The organism is Salinivirga sp., assembly GCF_035268865.1.
Taxonomy (GTDB): domain Bacteria; phylum Bacteroidota; class Bacteroidia; order Bacteroidales; family Salinivirgaceae; genus Salinivirga.
Genome location: NZ_DATFKB010000013.1, coordinates 14231 through 37317 on the forward strand (window position 1 = coordinate 14231; position 23087 = coordinate 37317).

The window sequence follows — 23087 nt, forward strand, 5'->3', positions numbered from 1 at the left end:
AAAAATATGTCTCTACGACGATCAGATTTATGGCAAATTACTATAATTTTCCAGCAATAGAGGTAATGAGACTAAAGTCAAAGGTTAGACCGAAATAAGGCGTTAGCTCCCATTGGCTAACTGTAGGAATAGAGGATCCTTGAGGTACGCGATCGCCCTCATTAAAGCCACTTTTGAGCGACCGAAACTCTGCAACATTCAATCCGGCATTGATGTGTATCACATCAAACAGCTTTATATTCGGTCCGATATAGAAATTTTTAAACAAATTTTTCCCTCCGAAACCCAGAAAGAAACCTACGTCTGATGTAAATTTAGCATCATCTGCGCTAAGGTCAAAAAGTTTAAAAGTAGCCCCTGTAACAAAGTCAAACTCATAATCACCGGCGTTCTCATTGGTTATTACATAACTGTCCGGATTATCGGAGCTCTCCGGTTTTAAACTATAGAGCGGGCTCCGGTAATTTCGTATACCGATACCCTGAACAAGGCGAATGGTCTTTTCTTTATTTGTTAAATCGTGGATGCGTTTTTTGAGCGCTTTAATTTCTTTCTTTGAGTATTTTAGCTCCTGCTTTGTTAGCAACAAATCTTTTTCCGTCTCGCGCAAATAATCTTTGAGGGTATCGAGTTGCACACTGGCACTTTGCCTTTTATCGCGAATGAGTCTTATCTCTTCGTTTTTATCCTGTATGGCATCTTTTCTGTCAGAAATACTTTCAGCAAGCAATTCAATTTCGCGCTCTTTTCCAGACAGTTGGCTGTTCTTAGCTGCCAATTGCCCCTCTAATTTTACCAAATCGATTTTTGATTCCTGTATGGCTTTTTGGTAAATCAATTCTTTTTCTGCGTAGAGTTGCTCCTTTTCTTTGATCTTTTGAATTTGCCTGTCGAGCATCACACTCTGTGAGTCGACCTTATTTTGCAAATTTTGTATTTGATCACTCAACTCCCTGTTAAGTGGCCTCAATAGTTCGTTCTTTTTCTTCAGTTTCGCTACCACATGCTCTAAACTATCATATTCAAGCTCCAGGTGTACAATACTATCGGCATATAGGTTCCGCTCTGCCCTTATTGAATCAGCTTCGAGCCTCAAAATATTTATTTCACTATGAATTTGATGGAGTGAATCTTTCAGGCGAAAATTCTGTTCATTTACATTGGCTATTGAATCTTTGAGCAAATGCATATCAGCAGCTGTATCTGCCTTTTCTACCGGGGTTTTCTGCTCTTTTATTAATTGAGTTGTATCTTTTATTTCAAGGGAATCGCTTTCTACAGCGTGGGTTTCCATTAAACTGTCATTCGGCTTCACAATAGAGTCGTATTGAGCCGAATCTATTAAAGAATCAACTTTTACAGAATCGGGAGCCGTTTGACTTATAGCTGATAATGTTATTGCGAAAACAGATAGTAAAAGAAAAATACCCTTAACCATTGTGATATATTTTTACGATGATTGAAAACCAATCACCGCAAAACAAAAACTATGCAACTCGATAAAAGTTGTCTTATTTATTCATGTATTTTTTCAATAATGTAAACAGATCGTTAGGATCTATTGGTTTGGCAATATAATCGTCGCAACCGGCGTCAAGGCAATGCTGCTTCTCATCTTCCATTGCATATGCAGTCTGCGCAATTATAGGCAATTCGGGCTTCGATGCCTTTATTTTCCTGGTGGCATCCAGCCCACTCATGACAGGCATCTTCACGTCCATTAATATCAGATCAATATCTTCGTGTTCGGCTGCTGCATCAACTGTTGCCTGACCATCAGCTGTTATGACCAGCTCCACACCGGTATCTTCTAATAGCTCCTCAAAGAATATTAAATTAACTTCTTCATCTTCAGCCAATAAAATCTTCCGACCTTTCCAGTCGATATCTTGCCAGGGTAGTTGTTCCATCTTTTTAAAATTTTACCTAAAGTTAAGGCCTTTGGCTTACAGAACAAAAAAAATATTCAAAAAAAAGGCTTAAATATAATTAACATATAATTAACGATTCTATAATCTCCAGGACAGAGCCAACAGCTTTTTTTGTAAAAAAGAAATATTTATGCGTAGGATAACCATAAAAACCAGATTATATGCCACTGCGATTGGCATCTTCATAATACTTTTTGCCATTGGTCTAATTGCTAATTATTATATCCATAATGCCTTATCGAACTTCGACTCAATGGCACTTATTAAAGATATTAATTATGGCGAGTTACAGTTACGCAAACTGGAAAAAGATTTCATCAACCTGGAAACAAAAAAAGCATCTTTTTACAAAAACCAGCATAGTAGCTACCAGGATAAATTTGCTTACTTAATTGAAGATGTACAACATACTATAGGTGCCCTAAAGAAAGAGCACATAATAAAATCTAACAAATTACACATTGAGCTCTCAAATACAGAAGATAAATTCAGCTCATATCATAAAAAGTTCGAATCGCTGGTTGAAATTATTCTTAGCAAGGGCTTTAAAGATTATGGACTTATTGGTCAAATGCGAAATAAGATACATGCTGTAGAAGACCTTACGAATCAATACCCCGGGCATCCGGAATTTAAAATCTCAATGTTGATGCTACGTAGAAATGAAAAGGATTACCTATTACGCAAGGATCTAAAATACAAGGATAAATTCAAAGCAAACCTTGAAAAATTCAAAACACAAATAAATCAGGCTAACATAAGTAGGAAAGAACAATTCACTCAATTATTGAATGATTACTATAGCCTTTTCCAAAAAGTTATTGAGCTTGATATAAAAATTGGCCTTACTGAAAAAAAGGGGCTTATTCATGCATTAAACACTACTAGTGGGAATATTGAAAAGAGCATTTCATCTATTCAGAAAACCATAAGCCAGGAAGCACGTAAAGAAGTCAATCAGGCCATTAAAACTTTGTTTATTGTAAGCATCTTACTTACAGTACTTATTATTTCTATTTTACTAGGAGTAACACGTCGTATTTTAAATAGTATAAAAAGACTCAGAAATTTCATACTGAGACTGGGCAATGGCGATCTACCCAAGAACCTTGTGGTAAAAAAAGATGACGAAATTGGGGATATGATACACTCGATAAACTCACTGCTAGAAAACCTGCGAAACACCCGGCAGTTTGCATTGCAGGTAGGCAAGGGAAATTTAAAAGAAGATATAAATGTATTTGGCAATAAGGGAGACCTTGGTGGCTCATTGGTCGAAATGCGTGCACAACTCTTAACCCTTGCAGAAGAGCGGGCGCGTAATGAAGAAGAAGCCCGTCGCAGGAACTGGATCAATGAAGGGGTGGCCAGATTTAGTGATATTATGCGCAGTCATGAAACCGATATGAAGCAAATGGCTTACAGGGTGCTAAGTGAACTAATATCATATATCGATGCTAACCAGGGGGCCTTTTTCATTTTACGTAATGAAGATAAAAAAACCTCATACCTTGAAAAGATAGCTGCTGTAGCCTATGGGCGCGATAAGATTGCAGGTGAAAAAGAAGAAATTGGTAAATCTATTGTTGGAAGAGCAGTATTTGAAAAACAGTCTATTCTGATGACCAAAATACCAGAGGATTATATCAAAATAACTTCCGGCCTTGGTTTTGCAACTCCACGAAACCTATTTATTGCACCCATCATAAAAGATGATGACGCACTAGGAGCTATAGAATTGGCCACATTTAATGAAATACCGGAATACATACAGGATTTTATAGCTCGGGTTTGCAATAATCTGGGCACTACCATCTCTGCGTTTAAAACTAATGAGAGAACACAAAAGCTATTGCATCAAGCCCAGGAGCAAGCTGATGAAATTGCTTCACAAGAAGAAGAATTACGTCAGAACATGGAAGAAATGCAGGCGACACAAGAAGAGGCCAACCGAAGAGAGGAATCACTCCGGCAAGAACTCGCAGCCTATTATAAAAGTTGCCCTACCATTGAAACAGATTTACAGGGCAACATAACTAAAACTAACGAGCTGGCGCAAACCATGCTCCAAACAACCGAAGCTTATTTGAAGGATCAAATGCTAACCAGCTTTGTACCCGAGGAGAACGACAAAAACAAAGTCAATAATATGCTCAAATCAACGCTGAACAGTTTGCAAAGTGAAACATATGCAGTATTGCACCTTCACGGTAAAAATCATCCTGTTTACATGACATGTGCTGCTGTAAAATCTGATGACGCCTTACAAAAAGTAGTTGTTTTACTGCACAAAGCCTGTAGTCAGGAATTATCAGATTATAAAAATCCGGAGGATCATGCTTTTAACCCAACAAATATGCAATCCTATAATTAATCTGCAATAAGATTTGTATTCCACATAAGCCGGAATTCTACCAAAATGTGTGCTTTCATTACCACTCTTTTTTAAAAGTTTGTAGCTTTGATCAAATTTCTTACATGCTCAGGTGTTCAAAAGAAAAATACTGGTCTGTTTTACTGATTCCTGTAATCATCATCATTGCCGATTTTGATCTACGCGCCCAAATTGACAAAGATTCCGTCAAAACTCAATCAAGTATTAAAACCTGGCAATTACTGGCCGTTGAAGGAGCAATCTATACCGGGAGCATGCTCGCCCTGAATGAAGCCTGGTACAAAGATTATCCACGATCATCATTTCACTGGTTTAATGACAACGATGAATGGCTGCAGGTCGACAAGGTAGGACATGCTTATGCAGGATATCAAATAGCCTGTCAAAATGCATATTTGCTCAGAAAAACAGGGCTCAGCAGAAAAAAAGCTTTGCTATTAAGTTCAGGTATGGCCTTCGCAGCCATGTCGAGCATTGAGCTTTTCGATGGTTACTCTGCCGAATGGGGCGCCTCTTCGGGCGATATAATTGCCAACTCTGCCGGGGTAGTACTTTTTGGAGTTCAGGAATTATTATGGGAATCTCAAATTATAAGAATGAAATATGGGTACCGCGCTTCACCCTATGCCTCAAAAAGGCCCGAAATACTTGGCGAAAACATGGCCCTCAGGCTTATTAAAGATTACAATGCACAATCTTATTGGTTAAGCTTCAGTATCAACAAAGTCACCGGACTCGAAAAAATACCTCCCTGGGTAGCATTTGCCGTTGGTTACAGTGCAGGTGGCATGGTTGGAGGCAAAGAAAACACTGAACCATTCCAAAACATTACCCGTTACAGGCAATTTTTATTATCGCCAGACATCGATTGGCAAAGCATCCCTACCAATAAAAAGTACCTTAAAATTCTATTTCGCATACTCAATACAGTTAAAATCCCCTTGCCTGCATTAAGCTTTCAAAAAGGCGGCATAAAATTATACGGATGGCAATAAATTATGCCTATTTTCCAATAGGAATAACAATATTGTAACTTACTCCTTCGCCTGGACCAGATTCAATTTCGTAAGTAGCATTCATAGACTTTAGTCGGCCGAGGATGTTACTAACGCCCCTGCCCGATAATTCGTGTTCCGAAAGATTTGGTTCAAAGCCCACGCCATCATCTTCATAATGGATGTTTATATCGCTCTTGGAGTGTATTAGTTTTAAATTAATTGATGATGCATTTGCATGTTTGAGTGTATTATTCAACAACTCATTAATTACCCTAAAAGTATTGATCTCAATTTGCTCCTCAAATCTTTTTTCATTGAGTGTTGAAGAGAGTTCAATCCGGTAAAAGTCTCTCAGCGCATCGAGTCTTTTTTGAATGGCCTTTTCAAGCCCACCTTTAAATAAAGAAATTGGACTCAAATCCTCTGATAATGACCGCACAGTGCCAACAGCATCTGAAACAAGATCTTCAAATTGTCCGGCCAAATAATCAAAATGCCCTTCGCTTTTGGCTTTGAGCGTATTAAGATATAGTTTCATAGAAGAAAGCACGGGACCTAGCTCATCATGCAAGTTCGCAGCGATCCGCTTTCGCTCAGTCTCCTCTGCCTTAATAATGGAATTAAATAACTGTTGCTCGAATTTTTTCCGGTACGAAATATCGCGTATAATAATCAAATAAGTATCACTAAAACCAAGTTTAATTTTCCTGCTTCCAACTTCTACAGGGCTTAGTGACCCATCAGAAGAAAAAACCTGGAACTCTGTAAGTTTTATTTCCTCTCCAGATGCAGCTTCAAGCCAATGAGAAAATTTTTCATCTTTGCTCCCTATAATCAATGTATCGATACTTACGCCTGTTAATTCATGTGCTTTATATCCGTAGTTTTTTATGAATGTATTGTTAACCTCATAAATAACGAACTCACTGGATGCCAAAACAATACCATCTGTACTACTATGAAAAATCGATCGGAATTTAAATTCACTCTCCTCAATGGTTCTGTTTACCTTTCTAATTTCAGTATAATCTGTAAGGTGAGCCATATAAACACCTTTTTCCCTCATAGGCACCACCTTAAGCCTAAAATATTTGTCCTTATTAATGCCTGCAGGCCAACTTTCATATGGGTCCCCGTGACTTTCAGGTAGAGGTATCGAATCCAACTCAAGCCCCAGCTGTGTAAATAATAATTGTGGTGAAAGCTCCTCCTCCATATAACCGACCATATAGAGCATCTGCTTATTGATATAAAGAAACTTCTCCAAAGAAAAAACAACCACTCCATCGGTTATGGTTGAGAGAATGGCATTGGTCTGATCCTGGTGCTGTTTGATTTCATCGAGTAACTTTTCATAATCCTCATTTTGCCTTTGATATTTGAGGTTTAAATGCCGTATAATACGATTCTGGTTTTCGAGTCGCTCTTTGCTAATCTTTTCGTCGGATATATCCCGCAAAATCACCTGAATATACTCTTCATTATTTACAGCAATTTTATTGAGGCTGACATCGGCATAAAATCGTGTACCATCGCCTCTGATATGTTGCCACTCAAAACGCACGGCCTCTCCATCTAAAGTACTATTTATTAATCCGATTGCTTTCTCATCCGAAGGTGAACCATCGGGTTGGTATTTAGGTGACAAAATAAAAGGTTCTTTCCCTAAAATTTCTTCCCTTGCCCGGCCAAATATTTGCTCTGCCATGCGGTTGCAGTCAATAAAAACATATTTTTTCATAGTCAGCATAGCAAAACCTGCAGTCTCCTTTAAGAGCTGGTACTTTATAGCATCGTGCTTAAGCGACTCTAACTGCCTTCGCAGTTGCTTTAATTCATTATCCAAAACTTTTTCCTCTATAATCCGTTAAAATAAGACGAAATTTAACCAAAATATAACTCAAACCATGTAAACAATTCATAATAATTAAATCTTATGAATTGCAAGGTATAAACTAACAAAACCGAACCAATCCATTATTTCTCCTAATTTTTTCTATTTTAGCATCCAAAAATAAATACTATGCAGACGATTATTGATTTGTTTGAAAATAGTGTAGAAAAATATGCTGACAACCCATTTATGTGGGAAAAACGGCAAGGAAAATACGAGCCTACATCGTACAAACAAACATTAGCTCAGGTAGAAGTTTTGGCCAACGGGCTTTTATCCATTGGAGTTAAACCCAATGACCATATTGCTCTCCTAAGTGAAGGCCGAAACCATTGGATAGTAAGCGAATTGGGTATTCTTTATACCGGAGCTGTTAATATTCCCCTTTCCATAAAACTGGAAGCCAATGAAGTACTATTCAGAATCAATCATTCAGCATCTCGCTTTTTGGTTGTTTCAAATCAACAATCGGTCAAAATAGATAAAATCAAAAAAGATTTTTCGCATATTGAAAAAATCATTTATCTGGATGAAAAAAATCTCAATACACCCGAAGCCATTTCGCTTGATGAACTTATAAAATCAGGCAAAAAATTCAAAGAAGCGCACAGTAATGAGCTACAAAAAAGAAAAAAAGAGATAAAAGGAGATCATTGGGCAAACATTACTTACACCTCGGGAACAACTTCTGATCCTAAGGGTATTATCCTGACTCACAGAAATTATACAGCAAATGTTGACCAGGCTTATAGTTTAATGGATATACCCGAGAGCTATAAAACCCTGTTAATTTTACCGCTTGACCACTGCTTTGCGCATGTAGCGGGCATTTACAGCTTCATGGGGAAAGGGGCATCACTAGCAATGGTTGAGTCTGGCAAGAACCCGTTGCAAACCCTGAAGAACATCCCGGTCAATATTAAAGAGATAAAACCTGATCTTCTGCTGAGCGTTCCGGCTCTTGCTAAAAATTTCAAAAAGAATATTGATGCAGGTATAAAAGCAAAAGGCAAAACCATGTGGAACTTATATCAGTTTGCTTTAAAAAATGCCTATAGCTACAACAAAGAAGGTTTCAATAAAGGAGCAAATGGATCGGCATGGCGCAAGCCGCTTGTGAACCTTTTCGATAAAATTTTATTCGAAAAGGTACGGGCGTTTTTTGGCGGTCAGCTGAAATTCTTTATTGGAGGCGGGGCCCTTCTTGACATTGAGTTACAGCGATACTTCTACGCCATTGGAATCCCCATGATGCAGGGATACGGTTTGTCCGAAGCAACCCCAATTATCAGCTCGAATGCACTTCATAAGCACAAATTGGGTAGTAGTGGTTTTTTAGTCAATAACCTTGAGCTAAAAATTTGCGACGATGAAGGCAGGGAAGTACCGCAAGGTGAAAAGGGCGAAATAGTAGTAAAAGGTGAAAATGTGATGTATGGTTACTGGAAAAACGATAATGCAACCACGGATACTATAAGAAATGGCTGGCTGCACACCGGAGACATGGGATATATCGATAAAGATAATTTCCTGTATGTACTGGGCAGATTCAAAAGTTTGCTAATTAGTAATGATGGTGAAAAATACAGTCCCGAAGCAATAGAGGAAGCTCTAACTGAAAAAACAACCTACATTGACCAGGTTGTGCTTCACAACAATCAGGATCCATATACAATTGGACTGATCTATCCGAATTACGAAGCCATTAAAAGCGCATTACGCAATGACAACCTTTCAATAAACCATGAAGAAGGGAAAAAACAAGCCCTGCAACTAATCCAGTCTGAAATTAACCACTTTAGAAAAGGTGGACGTTTCGAAGGTGAGTTCCCTGAAAGATGGCTTCCATCTGCCATAGCCGTACTTGAAGAAGGTTTCAATGAGCAAAATAAGATGATGAACAGCACAATGAAAATTGTACGAGGTAAAGTAACCGAGTTTTATCGCGAACGGATTGATTACCTTTACAATAAAAACGGGAAAGATATCACAAATGAAATTAATATGAAGGCACTGGAAAAAATCAGCCAGAATTAATGAATAGATTTAAATATACAAAGCGCTAGCAAGATGTTAGCGCTTTTTTTATGCCTCATCGAAAAATTCATTTTTAAAATTGACGAGGTATAGTTTATTCTGAGCCCTGGTAAAAGCGGTATATAACCACCTCAAATAATCTACACCCAACATATCTTCTGTAAAATAACCGGGATCGACAAAAACAGTATCCCACTGGCCTCCCTGCGATTTATGGCAAGTAAAAGCATAGGCATATTTCACCTGTAATGCATTATAATAAGGATCTTCACGTATAGCTTCGAATCTTTTCTTTTTTGATTTAATTTGCGAATATTCACCTTCTATTGAGTAAAACAGATCTTTATTTTGCTGTCCGTTTAAATTAGGGGCTTCACTAATCAATGCATCCAGTATGATTTTGACGTCAATTTCAGTATCTGTATAATCTTCGGGCATAATGGTTACATCGGCAAAACGAAAACCATACTTTTCCTCATACTTTTTTATTGCTATGATTTTGATAAAATCGCCATTGGCAATAAAATCAGTATTATCAAAATCGCGGGCCCAATAGTAATTATTTTTTACTACCATAAGCCTGTCATCAGGTGTAAGCTCACTTTCATACCATAAAACCTGATTTCGTATTCCCTGATTGTACATATTTGCCTGTTTATTTGACCGGGTTACAACAGCTACATTATGTAACCCTTTCTTTTGATAAGCGTCTTGCAAAACCTCGACAAAATCATTTCCCGAAAGCCGATCAATATCAGGCAATCCCTCAACCTTAAAACGGGGCACTTCATATTTTCGCTCGGCCAATTGTGTTCTTATTCGAGTCGAATTAAGTAAAATTCCGGACTCCCTGGTTTGCCTGATCACTTCACGCAGAGTACAAACACGTACATCTTTACCAAATTCACTAATTACGGTTTCGCGCAAGGCCGGGCTAAGTGTTAATCCAACTGGTGGAAGCTGTGCTACATCTCCTACAAGAATAAGTTGACAAGCCTCACCAGAATAAACATATCGGAGCAAATCAGCCAAAAGATTACCAGACCCAAACATATTTTCCGGATTAGTTTGGTCTCCTATCATACTGGCCTCATCGACAATAAAAATGGTATGCTTATGCAAATTGCGATCTACCGAAAAAGGTGAATTAAATTCTTTACCTGATTGTTGCCTGTAAATTTTTTTATGAATAGTCGAGGCCTGTTTTTTAGCATAAAAAGAAAAAACCTTGGCAGCACGACCAGTAGGTGCAAGCAATACCGAACGCTTCTTATATTTATCCAAAACGCGCACCAATGCGCCAATCAGAGAAGTTTTACCTGTTCCGGCATACCCCCTTATCATCAACACACGTTCCCGGAGGTCATTCTTATCATAATCAACTAAAAATGTAGAGGTTACACCGGAAGCCTGTAGCTGATCATTGGTTGGCTCAAAACCTAGTTCTTTGATTATAAGGGAAGAAAGTTGACGTTCAATCATTATGGATAAGTTTGTATATTGCCGAATAAAAGAAATAAATGAGCTGCAAAAATGGTGAATTTAAAATAATTTATAAATTTGCAGACAAGATTAAAGTAAAATCAATAAACAAATTTTAGTCCAATGAGAAAGGTCCTGCAATTTGCATTAGCTATCGCAGCCATAGTGCTGGCTTACTTACTATATGACAGCATCATGAAGCCGATCCGCTTCGAGAAAGAGCGGACAAAACGTTATGAAGCGGTTATCGAAAACCTGAAAGATATTAGAAAAGCTCAGGTAGCTTACAAAGACGTTTACAACAGATATACTGCTGGTTTTGACACATTAGTAGATTTTGTAAAACATGATTCACTTCCGCTGGTAAAAGCGATTGGAAATATACCTGAAGAGTATATCGATTCGCTTAAAAGTCGTTCAAAAGCTGAAAAACTTGCACTTAAGCAAGGTATAATCAGTCGTGACACCATCAAAATCAGTGTTAAGGATTCATTGTTTGGTAAAAACTATAATGTCGATAAACTGCCAATTATCCCTTACACTGAAGACAAAAAGTTTGAGTTGGCTACAGGAGAAGTAACTGCATCTGGATTACCTGTAAAAGTATTTGAAGCAAAAGCTCCAAGTGAGGTAATACTGCATGGAATGAACAAGCGCCTTATTGCAGCCTATAACGATGGTAAAGATTATAAAGGCCTCAAAGTAGGTTCACTCTCTGAGGCAAATAACAATGCTGGTAACTGGGAGTAGCGCCAATGAATTATACCGTTTCGACGATCGAGAAAATCGACGAAAGATTCGACTTTAATAATACGTCAAAATATATAAAATCCATTCAGCTCAGCCTGAATGGATTTTCTTATATTGCTACTAACCCTGACGAAAGTACCCATCTTGCCCTGCGACATTATGATTTCGGCACGGAGATACCTATAAAACGGTTAATCGATATTGTTGCTGACCTTTTTAAATATGAAGATATCTTGGCAGGTTACCACAATCATATCAACCTTTCTTTTGTAAGCAGGCCATGGGCAATGGTGCCTGAAATGTTATTCAACAAAAACAACATTAATAAACTTTTAGATATCAACTATAAAGCAGATGAATTTTCAGATGCTGCATACTGTAAAATACCGGGTTCAAACATAATTATAGCTTCGCGTATTCCGACCAAACTTGTAAATTTACTTGATGATAAATCATCAAAACTCAATATTATTCCCCATCAAGCTGCATTTTTATACAACGGGTTGCAAACCCTAAAGCACAACAACAATGAGCGTGCTTTTTTCATGGCCGTTCACGATCATTTTTTTGAGCTTGCTTATTTCAAAGAAAATGAAATAAAATTTTATAACAATTTCCCCTACAACCAGTATGCAGATATACTATATTACACTTTAGCGGCTATGGAAAAACTGGAAGTAAGTCCGGCCCATTCAAGCCTGTTTCTTCAGGGTAATGATTTGGTTAAAGAGATTATACCCAACGAAATTAAGAAACACATCAAGAATGTGTATTTGGATAACCAATTATACAAAGAACAATACACTTATCATTTCGACCAGCTCCCCATGTATAAATACAAACTTTTAACAGGAATATACAGATGCGGATCATAAGCGGAACACATAAAGGAAAACAAATTAAACTACCCCCCAACCTAAAGGCACGACCAACTACAGATCAGGCCAGAGAAGGGTTGTTTAACATATTAAGTAACAGATTCGACTTTGATAAAATAAAAATAGCCGACCTTTTTGGTGGAACCGGTGCTATATCGTTTGAATTTGCATCGCGGGGTGCAAAAGAGGTCTACTGTATCGAGATAGCCCCGTCACATTTCAGATTCATAAATAAAAATGCCAAAGCAAACGGCTTTGAACAAATTAAGACTTTTCGGACCAATGCCTTCAATGCAATTCAAAAGCTTCCTAAGAATAATTTTGATATCATTTTCGCAGACCCTCCTTTTGACTTCCCCAACAAACAAAAGCTAATCAGCGATGTAATGGAAGCAGACATATTGAAAAATGGAATATTTATTCTGGAGCATAGTGATAATGAAAGCTATAATGATTCTGCATATTTCATTGAACAACGAAACTACGGCAAAGTCTGTTTTTCATTTTTTGAAAACAAATAATTAATTTTTCTAAAAAAGGGCCCATGGGCTTATTACAACGGAAAAGGAAACGAATATTCACTATAGCTTTTTCACATTATATACATGATGTTTACTCAGCATTTTTTGCGCCCACACTCCCCCTACTCATAGAGAAACTCGGCCTCTCATATACCAGCATTGGAATATTACAGGTTTTACAGCGGTCACCCAGTTTTCTAATGCCATTTATCGGAATTTTGGCTGAACGTGTTGCACTCAGGTACTTTGTAATATGGAGTCCCGCTATAACTGCTATTACAATGAGTTTACTTGGAATTGCCCCAAATATTTGGATTCTGGCTCTTTTACTCGTGATAATGGGAGCCGGATCTGCACTTTACCATGTACCAGCACCTGTTATGCTCAAACAAATTACAACGCACAGAATTGGTTTTGCAACAAGCATGTACATGGTTGCAGGTGAGCTTGCTCGCACAACCGGTCCCTTAATTATTCTAGGCGCAATAGCTTTATTCACATTTGAGGGAACCTGGCTATTAATGTTTATAGGTATAGGAGCCTCAATATTTTTACATTATCAGCTTAAATCCATTATGGTTTCTGATAAAATAAAAAAAGCCCCCACTCTGAGTAACCTTAAAAATACATTTAAAACATATTCCGGGTTATTTACTGTTTTATTTTTCATAATCATGTTCAGGGCGATGATTAAAACATCGCTGACCACATTTTTAACCGTTTATTTAACAGAAAATGGCCGAACATTGCTTCTGGCAGGTATTGGACTTACGATATTACAGGCTGCAGGGGCAATTGGCACCCTGTTTTCAGGCACACTCTCTGATTTTATTGGTAGAAAAAAAATCATAATCATCACCACCATACTTGCCCCGATATTTATGTTTGGATTCATTTCAACAGTAGGTTGGATTCAAACGTTATTCCTGGTATTAACCGGGTTTGTAGTATTTGCCTCGGGACCGGTGTTTATGGCATTGGTACTTAATGTAAGTAAAACAAACCACGCTTTTCTTAATAGTTTAAACATGACCATTAACTTTGCAGGAGGATCTGTAGCTGCACTTTTCATAGGTACACTTTCAGATTTTACCGGAATCAATAATACTTATTTATATGCAACTATATTAGCTACAATTGCAATACCATTTACATTTTATTTACCCAATGAAAAAAGAACTACGTATGACAAAAAATAATCTAAAAATATGTGTTTTCTGTGGTTCGCATGAAGGCACAAATCCCTTCTTCAAAGACCAAACTCAAAAGCTTGGAAGCATGTTGGCCAAAAATAATTTTGAATTGGTTTATGGAGGAGCAAATGTTGGACTCATGAAAGTACTGGCTGAGAGCTACCTGAAAGAAGGAAATAATGCCATTGGAATAATACCTGACTTTTTAGCTGAAAAACACCTGGTGCAACCCGGCCTAACAGAAACAATTATTGTAAAAAACATGCAGGAAAGAAAGCAGAAAATGGCCAGCATTGCAGATGCTTTTGTAGCACTACCCGGCGGCTATGGTACGCTGGAAGAACTATTTGAGGTTATTACAGCATCGCAATTGTCTTTGCACAAAAAACCAATTGTTATTGGTAACTTCGAAGGCTTTTATGATCATTTGTTAATTCACAGAGATAATATGATTCAAAATGGATTTGTTGATGAAAGCCACCGGCATACATTCCTGGATTCGGAAAATGCAAATGATATAATAAATGCATTAGAAAAATATGTTGCGCCTGAAACACCCAAATATGTTGAAAATGTGCAAAAAAAATATAATAAATAACCAGGGGAACAGAATACATGTAGCTGAACAACATTTTAACCATGGATATGGCTGCGCTCAGTCGATACTGTTGGCATTTGATGACATGATTCCCCTCAATAAGGAAAGTGCAATAAACATTGCAGCACCTTTTAATGGAGGGATGGGTGAAGCCAGATCTATTTGTGGAGCATTAAGCGGAGCACTTATGCTTATAGGACTTATCGAAGGAAAAAAGCACACAAACCTGACAGAAAAGCACCACGCAATCAGGCATAAAAGCAATCAATTCATTCAAATGATTAAAACTACAGAGAGGACTTTAAACTGCCCTGATATTCTCAAACATAGCAAGGTAAGAAAAGAGAATATACATAAAAAGTGTAATTCAATGGTAAAAAGCTCAGTTGAAGCATTAGAACACCTGATTAGCGACTAATCATTGTTACAGATCATTAACAAACAAATAACATTCATTATACACAATTGACGCAATATCAATATTTAGACACTAAAATTTAAACAATTAAATTATATAAGTGGTTTAATATTGAATCTTGATCAAATTACAGTCAATTGAAGCAAATTCGCCTTTAGTATAAAGAAAAGTGTCTTATATCAAAATTTCATAACAGTGTAAACTAAAAATTCGTAAATTAGATTAAAAATTAAAGATATGCGGAAAATAATACTTTTTTTGGTGACAATCTTCTTGAGTTCAACCACAATCTATGCTCAAGATACAGAATTAAGTTTTGATAATAAGGAACAAACATCAACCAAAACTTCAAATTCAGGTTTTAAAGGCAGCGCTTCTAAAGTTACTTTTATTGATGAAGATTTTGAAGGAGGTAGCTTACCGACTGGTTGGACCACTCAGGATGGAGGTTCCAGCTGGGTTATTAGCAGTGATAATTCTTCTACGAATTGGACGATACCTAGTCATACAATTTACGCATCTATTAATGATGTGCTGGGATTCTTTGATGATAAAGATAACCCAGACACTTATATTGCTACCCCATCAATAGATTTTACAGGAACTACAAACGCAAAACTAAACTTTGATTATTTTTTCGATGATCAATCTGGTGGCCATTGGCGCACAAAAGTCAGCATAGATGGAGGGGCTACATGGACCGAGATGGAATACATGGAAGGGAGTTTTTCCACTTGGCAGTCAAAACTATTAGATATTAGTGCCTTTGTAGCCAATGAGCCTGATGTGAAAATTGCTTTTCATTTTAGTGACACCGCGAACTTAAATTCAAACTCCGGACCAGTAACTGGATTTGCAATAGATAATGTACAAATCTACGAAACTACTAGTCATGAAATGGGTGTGGAATCCATAGAACCAAATTTCACAATAGAAGGTAATACAATTACACCATCTGTGACCATTTATAACTATGGTACAGAAACAGAATCAACATGGAGCTTAACACTCTCAGATGGAAGCTCGTATACTGAAACCGTAACAAACCAGGCATCAATAACACCAGAAACAGAATATGTAGCAACCTTTCCGGATTGGTCACCTTTTGCTGGTGAATATACCCTTGAAGCCATCCTAACTTTGACCGACGATGCAAATAGCAATAATGACACCCTCCGAAGAGAACTAAATGTTGTTTTACCTTTCGCAGAAAATGCGCTGGTTGGAAATGGTTTCACTGAAGAATATTTTGACTTTAACCTTAGTAATGGCTCAACAACTCTAATAGGTTCTATTACAAGCAGCCCAATTCCGACAGCAGAAGAATTTGCTGACAATCAAATTTTTAGAGTTGATGATAATGGAAATCTTTATATTGTAGATTATTCTGATGGATCTGCAGCCTTTATAACAAATCTAAGCAGCTTAAGTGGAGGAATACCTGTGGGATTAGCTTATAATTGGGATACTGAAACAATGTATATAGCATCCACAGATGGATCTAACATCACTTACATATCTACATTAAACCTAAGTAGTTTCAACACTACCCTTATAGGTTCTGGATCTTATAAAATGTCTGGTATGGACTTTGACGAGAATGGAAATCTCTACGCTACATCCACAGCAGACAGTCTAGTAAAAATTAACACGACCAATGGGAAAATCACAAACATCGGCTACATTGGCCATGATATTTCTTATTTTCATGATTTGTCATTCGATAGGGAAAGTAACAAAATGTTGACGATTGATGATACTCCTGAAGGCAATTACTATGGTTACTATGATCTTGAAACTGGTGAATTTATTTTAATCACAGAACTATCTGGGACATGGAATAACATCACATTCACACATTACTACATTCCATATACAGTCACATTTAATGTAACTGATGGAAGTAACCCGCTGCAAAATGCAACGGTTAATATTGATGGTCAAGCCTTAACTACAAATAGTTCGGGAGAAACAGAAATTAATCTTACCAATGATACTTACGATTATACGGTTGATTTGGCCGGATATGATCAGGCCAGCAGTTCCGTTACAGTGCAAGGTGCCAATATTACTGAAAACGTAGTCCTGAATGAAACAACCTACACAGCGACATTCACCGTAACCGATGGTACTGATCCACTTGAGGGTGCAACTATCTCCATTACCGGGCAGAGCGACATCACTACAGATGCCAGCGGTATAGCAACAATAGACCTGCCCAATGGCTCTTACGATTATACAGCAAGCTTAGCTGGGTATGATGACTTTAATGGTACATTCTCTATTTCTGATGCTGCCGAAGCAGTTGAGGTGGTAATGATTGAAACAACATACACAGCCACCTTCACCGTAACCGATGGCTCAACCTCACTTGAGGGTGCAACGATCTCCATTACCGGGCAGAGCGACATCACTACAGATGCCAGCGGTATAGCAACAATAGACTTGCCCAATGGCTCTTACGATTATACAGCAAGCTTAGCTGGGTATGATGACTTTAATGGTACATTCTCTATTTCTGATGCTGCCGAAGCAGTTGAGGTGGTAATGATTGAAACAACATACACAGCTACATTTACAGTAACCGACGGAGCAAACCCACTTGAAGGCGCCACTGTTTCCATTACTGGCGAAACCGATCTTACAACCAATACCAGTGGTGTCGCAACTATAGACCTTACAAATGGAACTTATGACTACACCGTCACACTTGCTGGATATGATGACAACTCCGGATCATTCACTGTGGCAGATGGACCTGAATCCATAGATGTTTCAATGGTGGAAACAACCTATACAGCGACTTTTACCGTCACGGATGGTACTGATCCACTTGAAGGCGCCACCATTTCCATTACCGGTGAAACCGATCTTACAACCAATACCAGTGGGCAGGCAACAATAGAGTTACCAAATGGAACTTATGACTATACTGTTACATTCGCAGGATACGACGACAACACTGGTTCGTTTACAATTGCAGATGCAGCCGAAACCATAGATATTTCAATGGTGGAAACAACCTATACAGCAACTTTTACAGTTACGGATGGTACTGCCCCAATTGTAGGTGCAACTGTTTCAATCACCGGAGAAAATGACATTACTACAGATGCCAGTGGAATAGCATCTATTGAATTAGTCAATGGTGAATATGACTATACTGTTTCTTACGATGGATATTACGACAGTGTTGGAACAGTAACAATTGCAGATAGTAATGTTGATGTCAATATAGTTTTACATGAGGTTGGTATTAATGACCTCCATGCAATTGGTATTAAGGTTTATCCAAATCCTACAAATGGTATTCTGTACCTAAATTCAGATAAATCATATACTGTTAAAGTATTAAATACCATAGGAAATACGCTTTTCGAAGAACAATTCAATGGTGACGGGACAATTGATCTGTCTAAACAAGCACCCGGAATTTATTTCTTAAGCGTACAACATAATAATAGGATTGTGACCAAAAGAATTATACTCAACTAGAATTACGAAAAAATCAAAAAAAACCGCCAGTTCATGCTGGCGGTTTTTTTATGTATGCGTTCGAATTCGTTCAATAATTATGCTTTGTTGCCATTTTCAATAAAGTTCCATAAATTTATACAGTTGAGCTTTTTTATCTAACCATAAAATCAATCCTATGAAAAAACTTATCCCGTTAACACTATTATTTCTAATTAATTTAAACATGCTTGCACAAGTTGATATCAATTATCAAAAACCACCAAAAGAAATTCTGGAATTAGCCGATATCGAGATGGCCCCCTCTATGCGCATTGATGATCACGGAGAGCGAATGGTTTTATTGTATAGAAACCAATACAAATCAATAGCTGAACTGGCCGAAAAAGAGATGCGTTTGGCAGGGCTACGTATAAACCCAAAGACCAACATCAGCAGCAGAGAGCGTTACTACAATAATATAGCTGTAATGAAAGTTGGTGATAAAAAAGAAAAATATGTATCAGGGTTACCCGATAATCCTCGTTATTCAAATTTCAGCTGGTCACCAGACGAAAAATTCATGGCCTTTACCAACACCACAAGTAAGGGTGTTGAATTATGGATTCTTGATGTAGATGAAGGCAAAGCCAGAAAACTAACTCCTGATAATCTGAATGCCAATATGGGACAACCATACACATGGCTAAAAAACAGCAACGAACTACTCGTCAAGCAGTTGCCTGACAAAAGGAAACCATTGATTGACAAAGAGGAAGCAGTACCATCAGGCCCGAGAGTATCGGTAAATGAGGGGCAGGAAGCGCAAAACCGCACATATCAGGATTTACTGGAAGATAAAATAGATGAAGCCAATTTTGAACAACTGGTTCGCGCCAAACTTACCCTTGTCGATCTGGAAGGAAATACAAAGAAATGGATGAAGGCTGCAATGTACCGAAACATCGATGCTTCGCCCGATGGCCAATATATTTTGATTACGACCATCCACAGACCCTTTTCTTATTTGGTACCATATTACCGTTTCCCGACAGAATACAACGTATATACAAAAGCAGGTAAACATGTAAAAACCATAGAAGAAGTACCGCTAACAGAAGAGATGCCCAAAGGATTTATGGCTGTACGTAAAGGAAAAAGACGCATTGATTGGAGAAATGACCAACCTGCCACACTTGTATTTGCTGAAGCTCTTGATGAAGGAGATCCGGAAAAAAATGTTGATTATCGTGACCAGGTTTACACATGGAAGTCCCCTTTTGAAGATGAGCCCCAAAAACTTGTTAAAACTTTTAATCGCTATTCAGGTATGCTTTGGGGAACAGACGAGCTGGCACTGGTTTATGACTACTGGTGGAATACACGCAATATGAAAGCTTACTTTATTAATCCAGCTGAACGCACTAAAGAACCCGTAATTATAATTGATCGTAATTATCAGGATAGATACAATGATCCCGGCTCTCCGGTAACTAAGAAAAACAAATATGGCGAGCGTGTTATGCAGGTCGATGGCGATTATATTTATTTAGAAGGCGATGGGTATTCTCCTGAGGGTATTTTGCCGTTTATTGATAGATTCCACATCAAGTCGCATGAAACAGAGCGACTTTGGAGAGCCAATGCCAACAACAAACTAGAACGTATCATTTTTGCACTGGACATAAAAAAAGGCAAAATACTTACACGTATTGAATCAAAGAATGAGTATCCAAACTACTATATCCGCGATATCAGAAAGGATGATAGAAAAGAGGTCATTACATATTTCAAAAACCCGTTTGAAAGCCTTACAAATGTACAAAAGGAACTTATCAAATATAAACGTAATGATGGTGTAGACCTTTCTGCAACCTTATACTTACCGGCAAACTACGACAAAAAAGGCGGAAAAAAACTACCTATGCTAATGTGGGCATACCCATACGAGTTTAAAGACGCAGCAAGCGCCGGGCAAATAACCAACTCGCCAAACGAATTTACATATCCATGGTATGGATCCCCAATTTTTTGGGTTCAGCGCGGATTTGCAATTCTTGACGATGCCTCGTTCCCCATTATTGGCGAGGGAGATGAAGAACCAAATGACACCTTCATTAAGCAACTGGTTGCCAATGCAAAAGCAGCTATTGACGCAGTGGATTCAATGGGGTATGTGGACACTGATAAGGTTGCAGTTGGTGGACATAGCTATGGAGCCTTTATGACAGCAAACCTACTCTCCCATTCAGACCTTTTTGCCGCGGGAATAGCCAGAAGTGGAGCCTACAACCGAACATTAACTCCATTTGGATTCCAGGCAGAAGAGCGCAACTACTGGGAAGCACCTGAAATATATTACAACATGTCGCCATTTATGCATGCAGATGAAATGAACTCTAATTTATTATTGATACATGGCGAAGCCGATAATAATTCGGGGACCTACCCAATGCAAAGTGAGCGCTACTTTAATGCACTTAAAGGCCTCGGAGCCAATGTAAGATTGGTAATGCTGCCCAAAGAAAGCCATGGATACCGGGCTCGCGAATCAGTACTGCATGTGTTGTGGGAACAGGATCAATGGCTAATGAAATATGTCAAAAACATAGATAAAGACTAAGAATATAATTAATGAACTTAAGCAAAAACCTGGAGGATCATTCTTCCGGGTTTTTTATGCAAATAATAATCTATTAGCTACGCTCTTTTGTTAGATAATTCCATTCAGGGTGTCTTTCAAGGTAGCTTTTCACAAAATCACAAATAGGAACCAGGATTAAGTGACGTTGTTCAATTATGCGAAAAACCTGTTTTACAAGATTGCTTGCAATGCCTTTTCCTTCGAGCTCTGTAGGAACTCTGGTGTGGTCAAGGTAAATTTTATTTCCCCGTTCCCTGTACTCAATGTGTGGTTTATAACCATCGATATGGAACTCAAATCGTTGTTTAGAAGAATTGTGAATCAATTTGTAATTGTCATCCATTTTAAACAAATTTAATTGACCAGCGAATTAAATATAATCCATTTTTTATAAAAATCAATTAGATCGGCACCTTTTATCAATTCTCTGCAAGGAGTACCCTCCAACGTGGATTTCTCTTTATAACTGCTGCAATAAATCTACACTGCGGAACAACTTTAAGACCAAGTCGCTCCACTTGCTCCATAACCTTATCAACCAGCTCCTTCCCTACTCCCTGTCCTTCAAGAGCAGGGGGCACTTTGGCAAAGGTCAGGTAGATTATATCGCCTTTGATATAATATTGCACATATGGTGTATGTTTACCTATTGAAAACTCATAACGTCGCATAACTTCATTATGAAAGAGCTGGAAACTTGACATATAATTTATTTTTTATTCAATGGTAGTTCTATACCATATGCTTTCTTTTTATCTTCAATTTTAAGCAGCAAAGAAAACAACAACCCCACAAGCCCAAGTCCGGCAAACATTAAAATGGTCATTGTATAATCAGCTACTAATGGATTACCCGGATTAGTTTTATCCAAAATGATGCCAGCCAGTAAAGGGATTCCCCACAGACCCAAATTTTGTACAGAATACATTATGCCATAGGCAGTGCCAATACGACTATCTTTCACAAGCTTAACCATACTTGGCCACATGGCTGCCGGCACAAGTGAAAATGCTATACCCAAAAACATTACAGGTATATATGGAGAAACCATTGTGTATGCAAAAGTAAGATGTACACCTAGTACAATAAGAGATCCCAAAATCATAGCTGTAGCACTCTTTCCGTAACGATCAATAATAAACCCAAACAAGGGTGTAAAAAAGGCTGTTCCTATTGGCAATAAAGAGGTTACACGTCCACTCTGCACATCTGTAAATCCAAACTTATCGGCAAAAAAGTCTGGCGCATATGACACAAAAGGAAATACCGCGGAATAAAAAGTAACACACAACAGCACAATATAAATAAATGGACGGTTGCTCAATATAACACCCAAATCTTTAAAAGAAAACTTCTCGGGTGCGGCTTTCGGTGTAGTTAGAGCTACTTGTTTGTCTAATTTTGCATCAAGCAGCATATAAACCATAAAAGCCAACAAACCACTAAGCACTAAAATGGCGGCCAACCAAACAGCTGTTGTAAGATTTGGTCCTCCACCGGCTACAACAGGTGATACTTGCAATGCAGCAAAAGTTCCAAGCCTACCGAACCCAACTTTTAACCCAAAAGCAAGCGCAAGGTTTTTACCCTTGAACCATTTCACAAGAATCTTACTAACTACAACAATGCTGGTTTCTGCACCAAGACCAAAAAAGAATCGTCCCAAAAGCATCATTTTCAGTTCGGGAGAATAATTGGGCAAAAAAGAGGTCATTAATCCATAGCCAGGGCCTCCCGCGCTATAATAATCCGATGCGCCATAAGCCGTAAGAAGTGCCCCGAATGCCATAAAAAAGACAAACATAAACCCTGTGCGACGGATCCCAAATCGGTCGAGAATTGCTCCACCTATTACCGCCATTAATAAAAAAGTGTTGGGTATGGAATAGAAAGAG

At 38.0% G+C, this 23087-nt stretch carries 18 protein-coding genes; 11 read left to right on the top strand and 7 right to left on the bottom strand.

What is annotated here, in order from left to right; translation table 11 throughout:
- Positions 1 to 40: 40 nt before the first annotated feature.
- Positions 41 to 1438 (bottom strand): hypothetical protein, encoded by a 1398-nt coding sequence (locus VJ937_RS00655; RefSeq protein ID WP_324064994.1) that lies wholly within the window; start codon positions 1436 to 1438, stop codon positions 41 to 43.
- Positions 1439 to 1511: 73 nt separating this feature from the next.
- Entirely contained in the window at positions 1512 to 1910 is a 399-nt protein-coding gene (locus tag VJ937_RS00660) for a response regulator (RefSeq protein ID WP_157754548.1), read from the bottom strand.
- A gap of 151 nt (positions 1911 to 2061) precedes the next feature.
- On the opposite strand from VJ937_RS00660, the gene VJ937_RS00665 reads away from it, so the two are divergent.
- Complete coding sequence (locus VJ937_RS00665; RefSeq protein WP_324064995.1) at positions 2062 to 4305, top strand: HAMP domain-containing protein; 2244 nt, start codon at positions 2062 to 2064, stop codon at positions 4303 to 4305.
- A gap of 104 nt (positions 4306 to 4409) precedes the next feature.
- On the top strand, positions 4410 to 5321 hold the full coding sequence (locus VJ937_RS00670; protein WP_324064996.1) for a DUF2279 domain-containing protein: 912 nt from the start codon (positions 4410 to 4412) through the stop codon (positions 5319 to 5321).
- A gap of 7 nt (positions 5322 to 5328) precedes the next feature.
- On the opposite strand, the gene VJ937_RS00675 is transcribed toward VJ937_RS00670, so the two are convergent.
- Positions 5329 to 7170 (bottom strand): PAS domain S-box protein, encoded by a 1842-nt coding sequence (locus VJ937_RS00675; protein WP_324064997.1) that lies wholly within the window; start codon positions 7168 to 7170, stop codon positions 5329 to 5331.
- Positions 7171 to 7347: 177 nt separating this feature from the next.
- Between VJ937_RS00675 and VJ937_RS00680 the strand changes: the two genes are divergently transcribed.
- A complete protein-coding gene (locus VJ937_RS00680) occupies positions 7348 to 9255 on the top strand; it encodes an AMP-dependent synthetase/ligase (RefSeq protein ID WP_324064998.1) in 1908 nt (635 codons plus the stop codon).
- Between the two features lie 48 nt (positions 9256 to 9303).
- Here the strand turns inward: VJ937_RS00680 and VJ937_RS00685 are convergent, their stop codons facing one another.
- A complete protein-coding gene (locus VJ937_RS00685; RefSeq protein WP_324064999.1) occupies positions 9304 to 10737 on the bottom strand; it encodes an ATP-dependent DNA helicase in 1434 nt (477 codons plus the stop codon).
- Between the two features lie 123 nt (positions 10738 to 10860).
- On the opposite strand from VJ937_RS00685, the gene VJ937_RS00690 reads away from it, so the two are divergent.
- The 8 genes from VJ937_RS00690 to VJ937_RS00725 all read left to right on the top strand — a co-directional run bounded on the left by VJ937_RS00690 (position 10861) and on the right by VJ937_RS00725 (position 21171).
- On the top strand, positions 10861 to 11487 hold the full coding sequence (locus VJ937_RS00690; protein WP_057952029.1) for a hypothetical protein: 627 nt from the start codon (positions 10861 to 10863) through the stop codon (positions 11485 to 11487).
- Positions 11488 to 11492: 5 nt separating this feature from the next.
- Positions 11493 to 12362: a DUF3822 family protein gene (locus tag VJ937_RS00695; protein ID WP_324065000.1), complete on the top strand. Its 870-nt coding sequence runs from the start codon at positions 11493 to 11495 to the stop codon at positions 12360 to 12362.
- Positions 12350 to 12886, top strand: coding sequence for an RsmD family RNA methyltransferase (locus VJ937_RS00700; protein WP_324065001.1), 537 nt, complete (start codon positions 12350 to 12352; stop codon positions 12884 to 12886). The genes VJ937_RS00695 and VJ937_RS00700 overlap by 13 nt, the downstream gene beginning before the upstream one ends.
- A 23-nt stretch (positions 12887 to 12909) precedes the next feature.
- Positions 12910 to 14085, top strand: a complete 1176-nt coding sequence (locus tag VJ937_RS00705) for an MFS transporter (protein ID WP_324065002.1) — start codon at positions 12910 to 12912, stop codon at positions 14083 to 14085.
- Complete coding sequence (locus VJ937_RS00710; protein WP_324065003.1) at positions 14072 to 14677, top strand: TIGR00730 family Rossman fold protein; 606 nt, start codon at positions 14072 to 14074, stop codon at positions 14675 to 14677. The genes VJ937_RS00705 and VJ937_RS00710 overlap by 14 nt, the downstream gene beginning before the upstream one ends.
- Positions 14652 to 15095, top strand: coding sequence for a C-GCAxxG-C-C family protein (locus VJ937_RS00715; RefSeq protein ID WP_324065004.1), 444 nt, complete (start codon positions 14652 to 14654; stop codon positions 15093 to 15095). The genes VJ937_RS00710 and VJ937_RS00715 overlap by 26 nt, the downstream gene beginning before the upstream one ends.
- Positions 15096 to 15332: 237 nt before the next feature.
- A complete protein-coding gene (locus VJ937_RS00720) occupies positions 15333 to 18590 on the top strand; it encodes a T9SS type A sorting domain-containing protein (RefSeq protein WP_324065005.1) in 3258 nt (1085 codons plus the stop codon).
- Between the two features lie 157 nt (positions 18591 to 18747).
- Positions 18748 to 21171: a S9 family peptidase gene (locus tag VJ937_RS00725; RefSeq protein WP_324065006.1), complete on the top strand. Its 2424-nt coding sequence runs from the start codon at positions 18748 to 18750 to the stop codon at positions 21169 to 21171.
- A gap of 73 nt (positions 21172 to 21244) precedes the next feature.
- On the opposite strand, the gene VJ937_RS00730 is transcribed toward VJ937_RS00725, so the two are convergent.
- From VJ937_RS00730 to VJ937_RS00740, 3 genes are all read right to left on the bottom strand, one after another.
- Positions 21245 to 21535: a GNAT family N-acetyltransferase gene (locus VJ937_RS00730; RefSeq protein WP_324065007.1), complete on the bottom strand. Its 291-nt coding sequence runs from the start codon at positions 21533 to 21535 to the stop codon at positions 21245 to 21247.
- Positions 21536 to 21611: 76 nt separating this feature from the next.
- Positions 21612 to 21896 carry a GNAT family N-acetyltransferase gene (locus VJ937_RS00735; RefSeq protein ID WP_324065008.1) on the bottom strand — a complete coding sequence of 95 codons (285 nt, stop codon included), beginning with the start codon at positions 21894 to 21896 and terminating at the stop codon, positions 21612 to 21614.
- Positions 21897 to 21901: 5 nt separating this feature from the next.
- Positions 21902 to 23087: MFS transporter (locus VJ937_RS00740; RefSeq protein ID WP_324065009.1), on the bottom strand; the 1186-nt coding region annotated here is incomplete at its 5' end.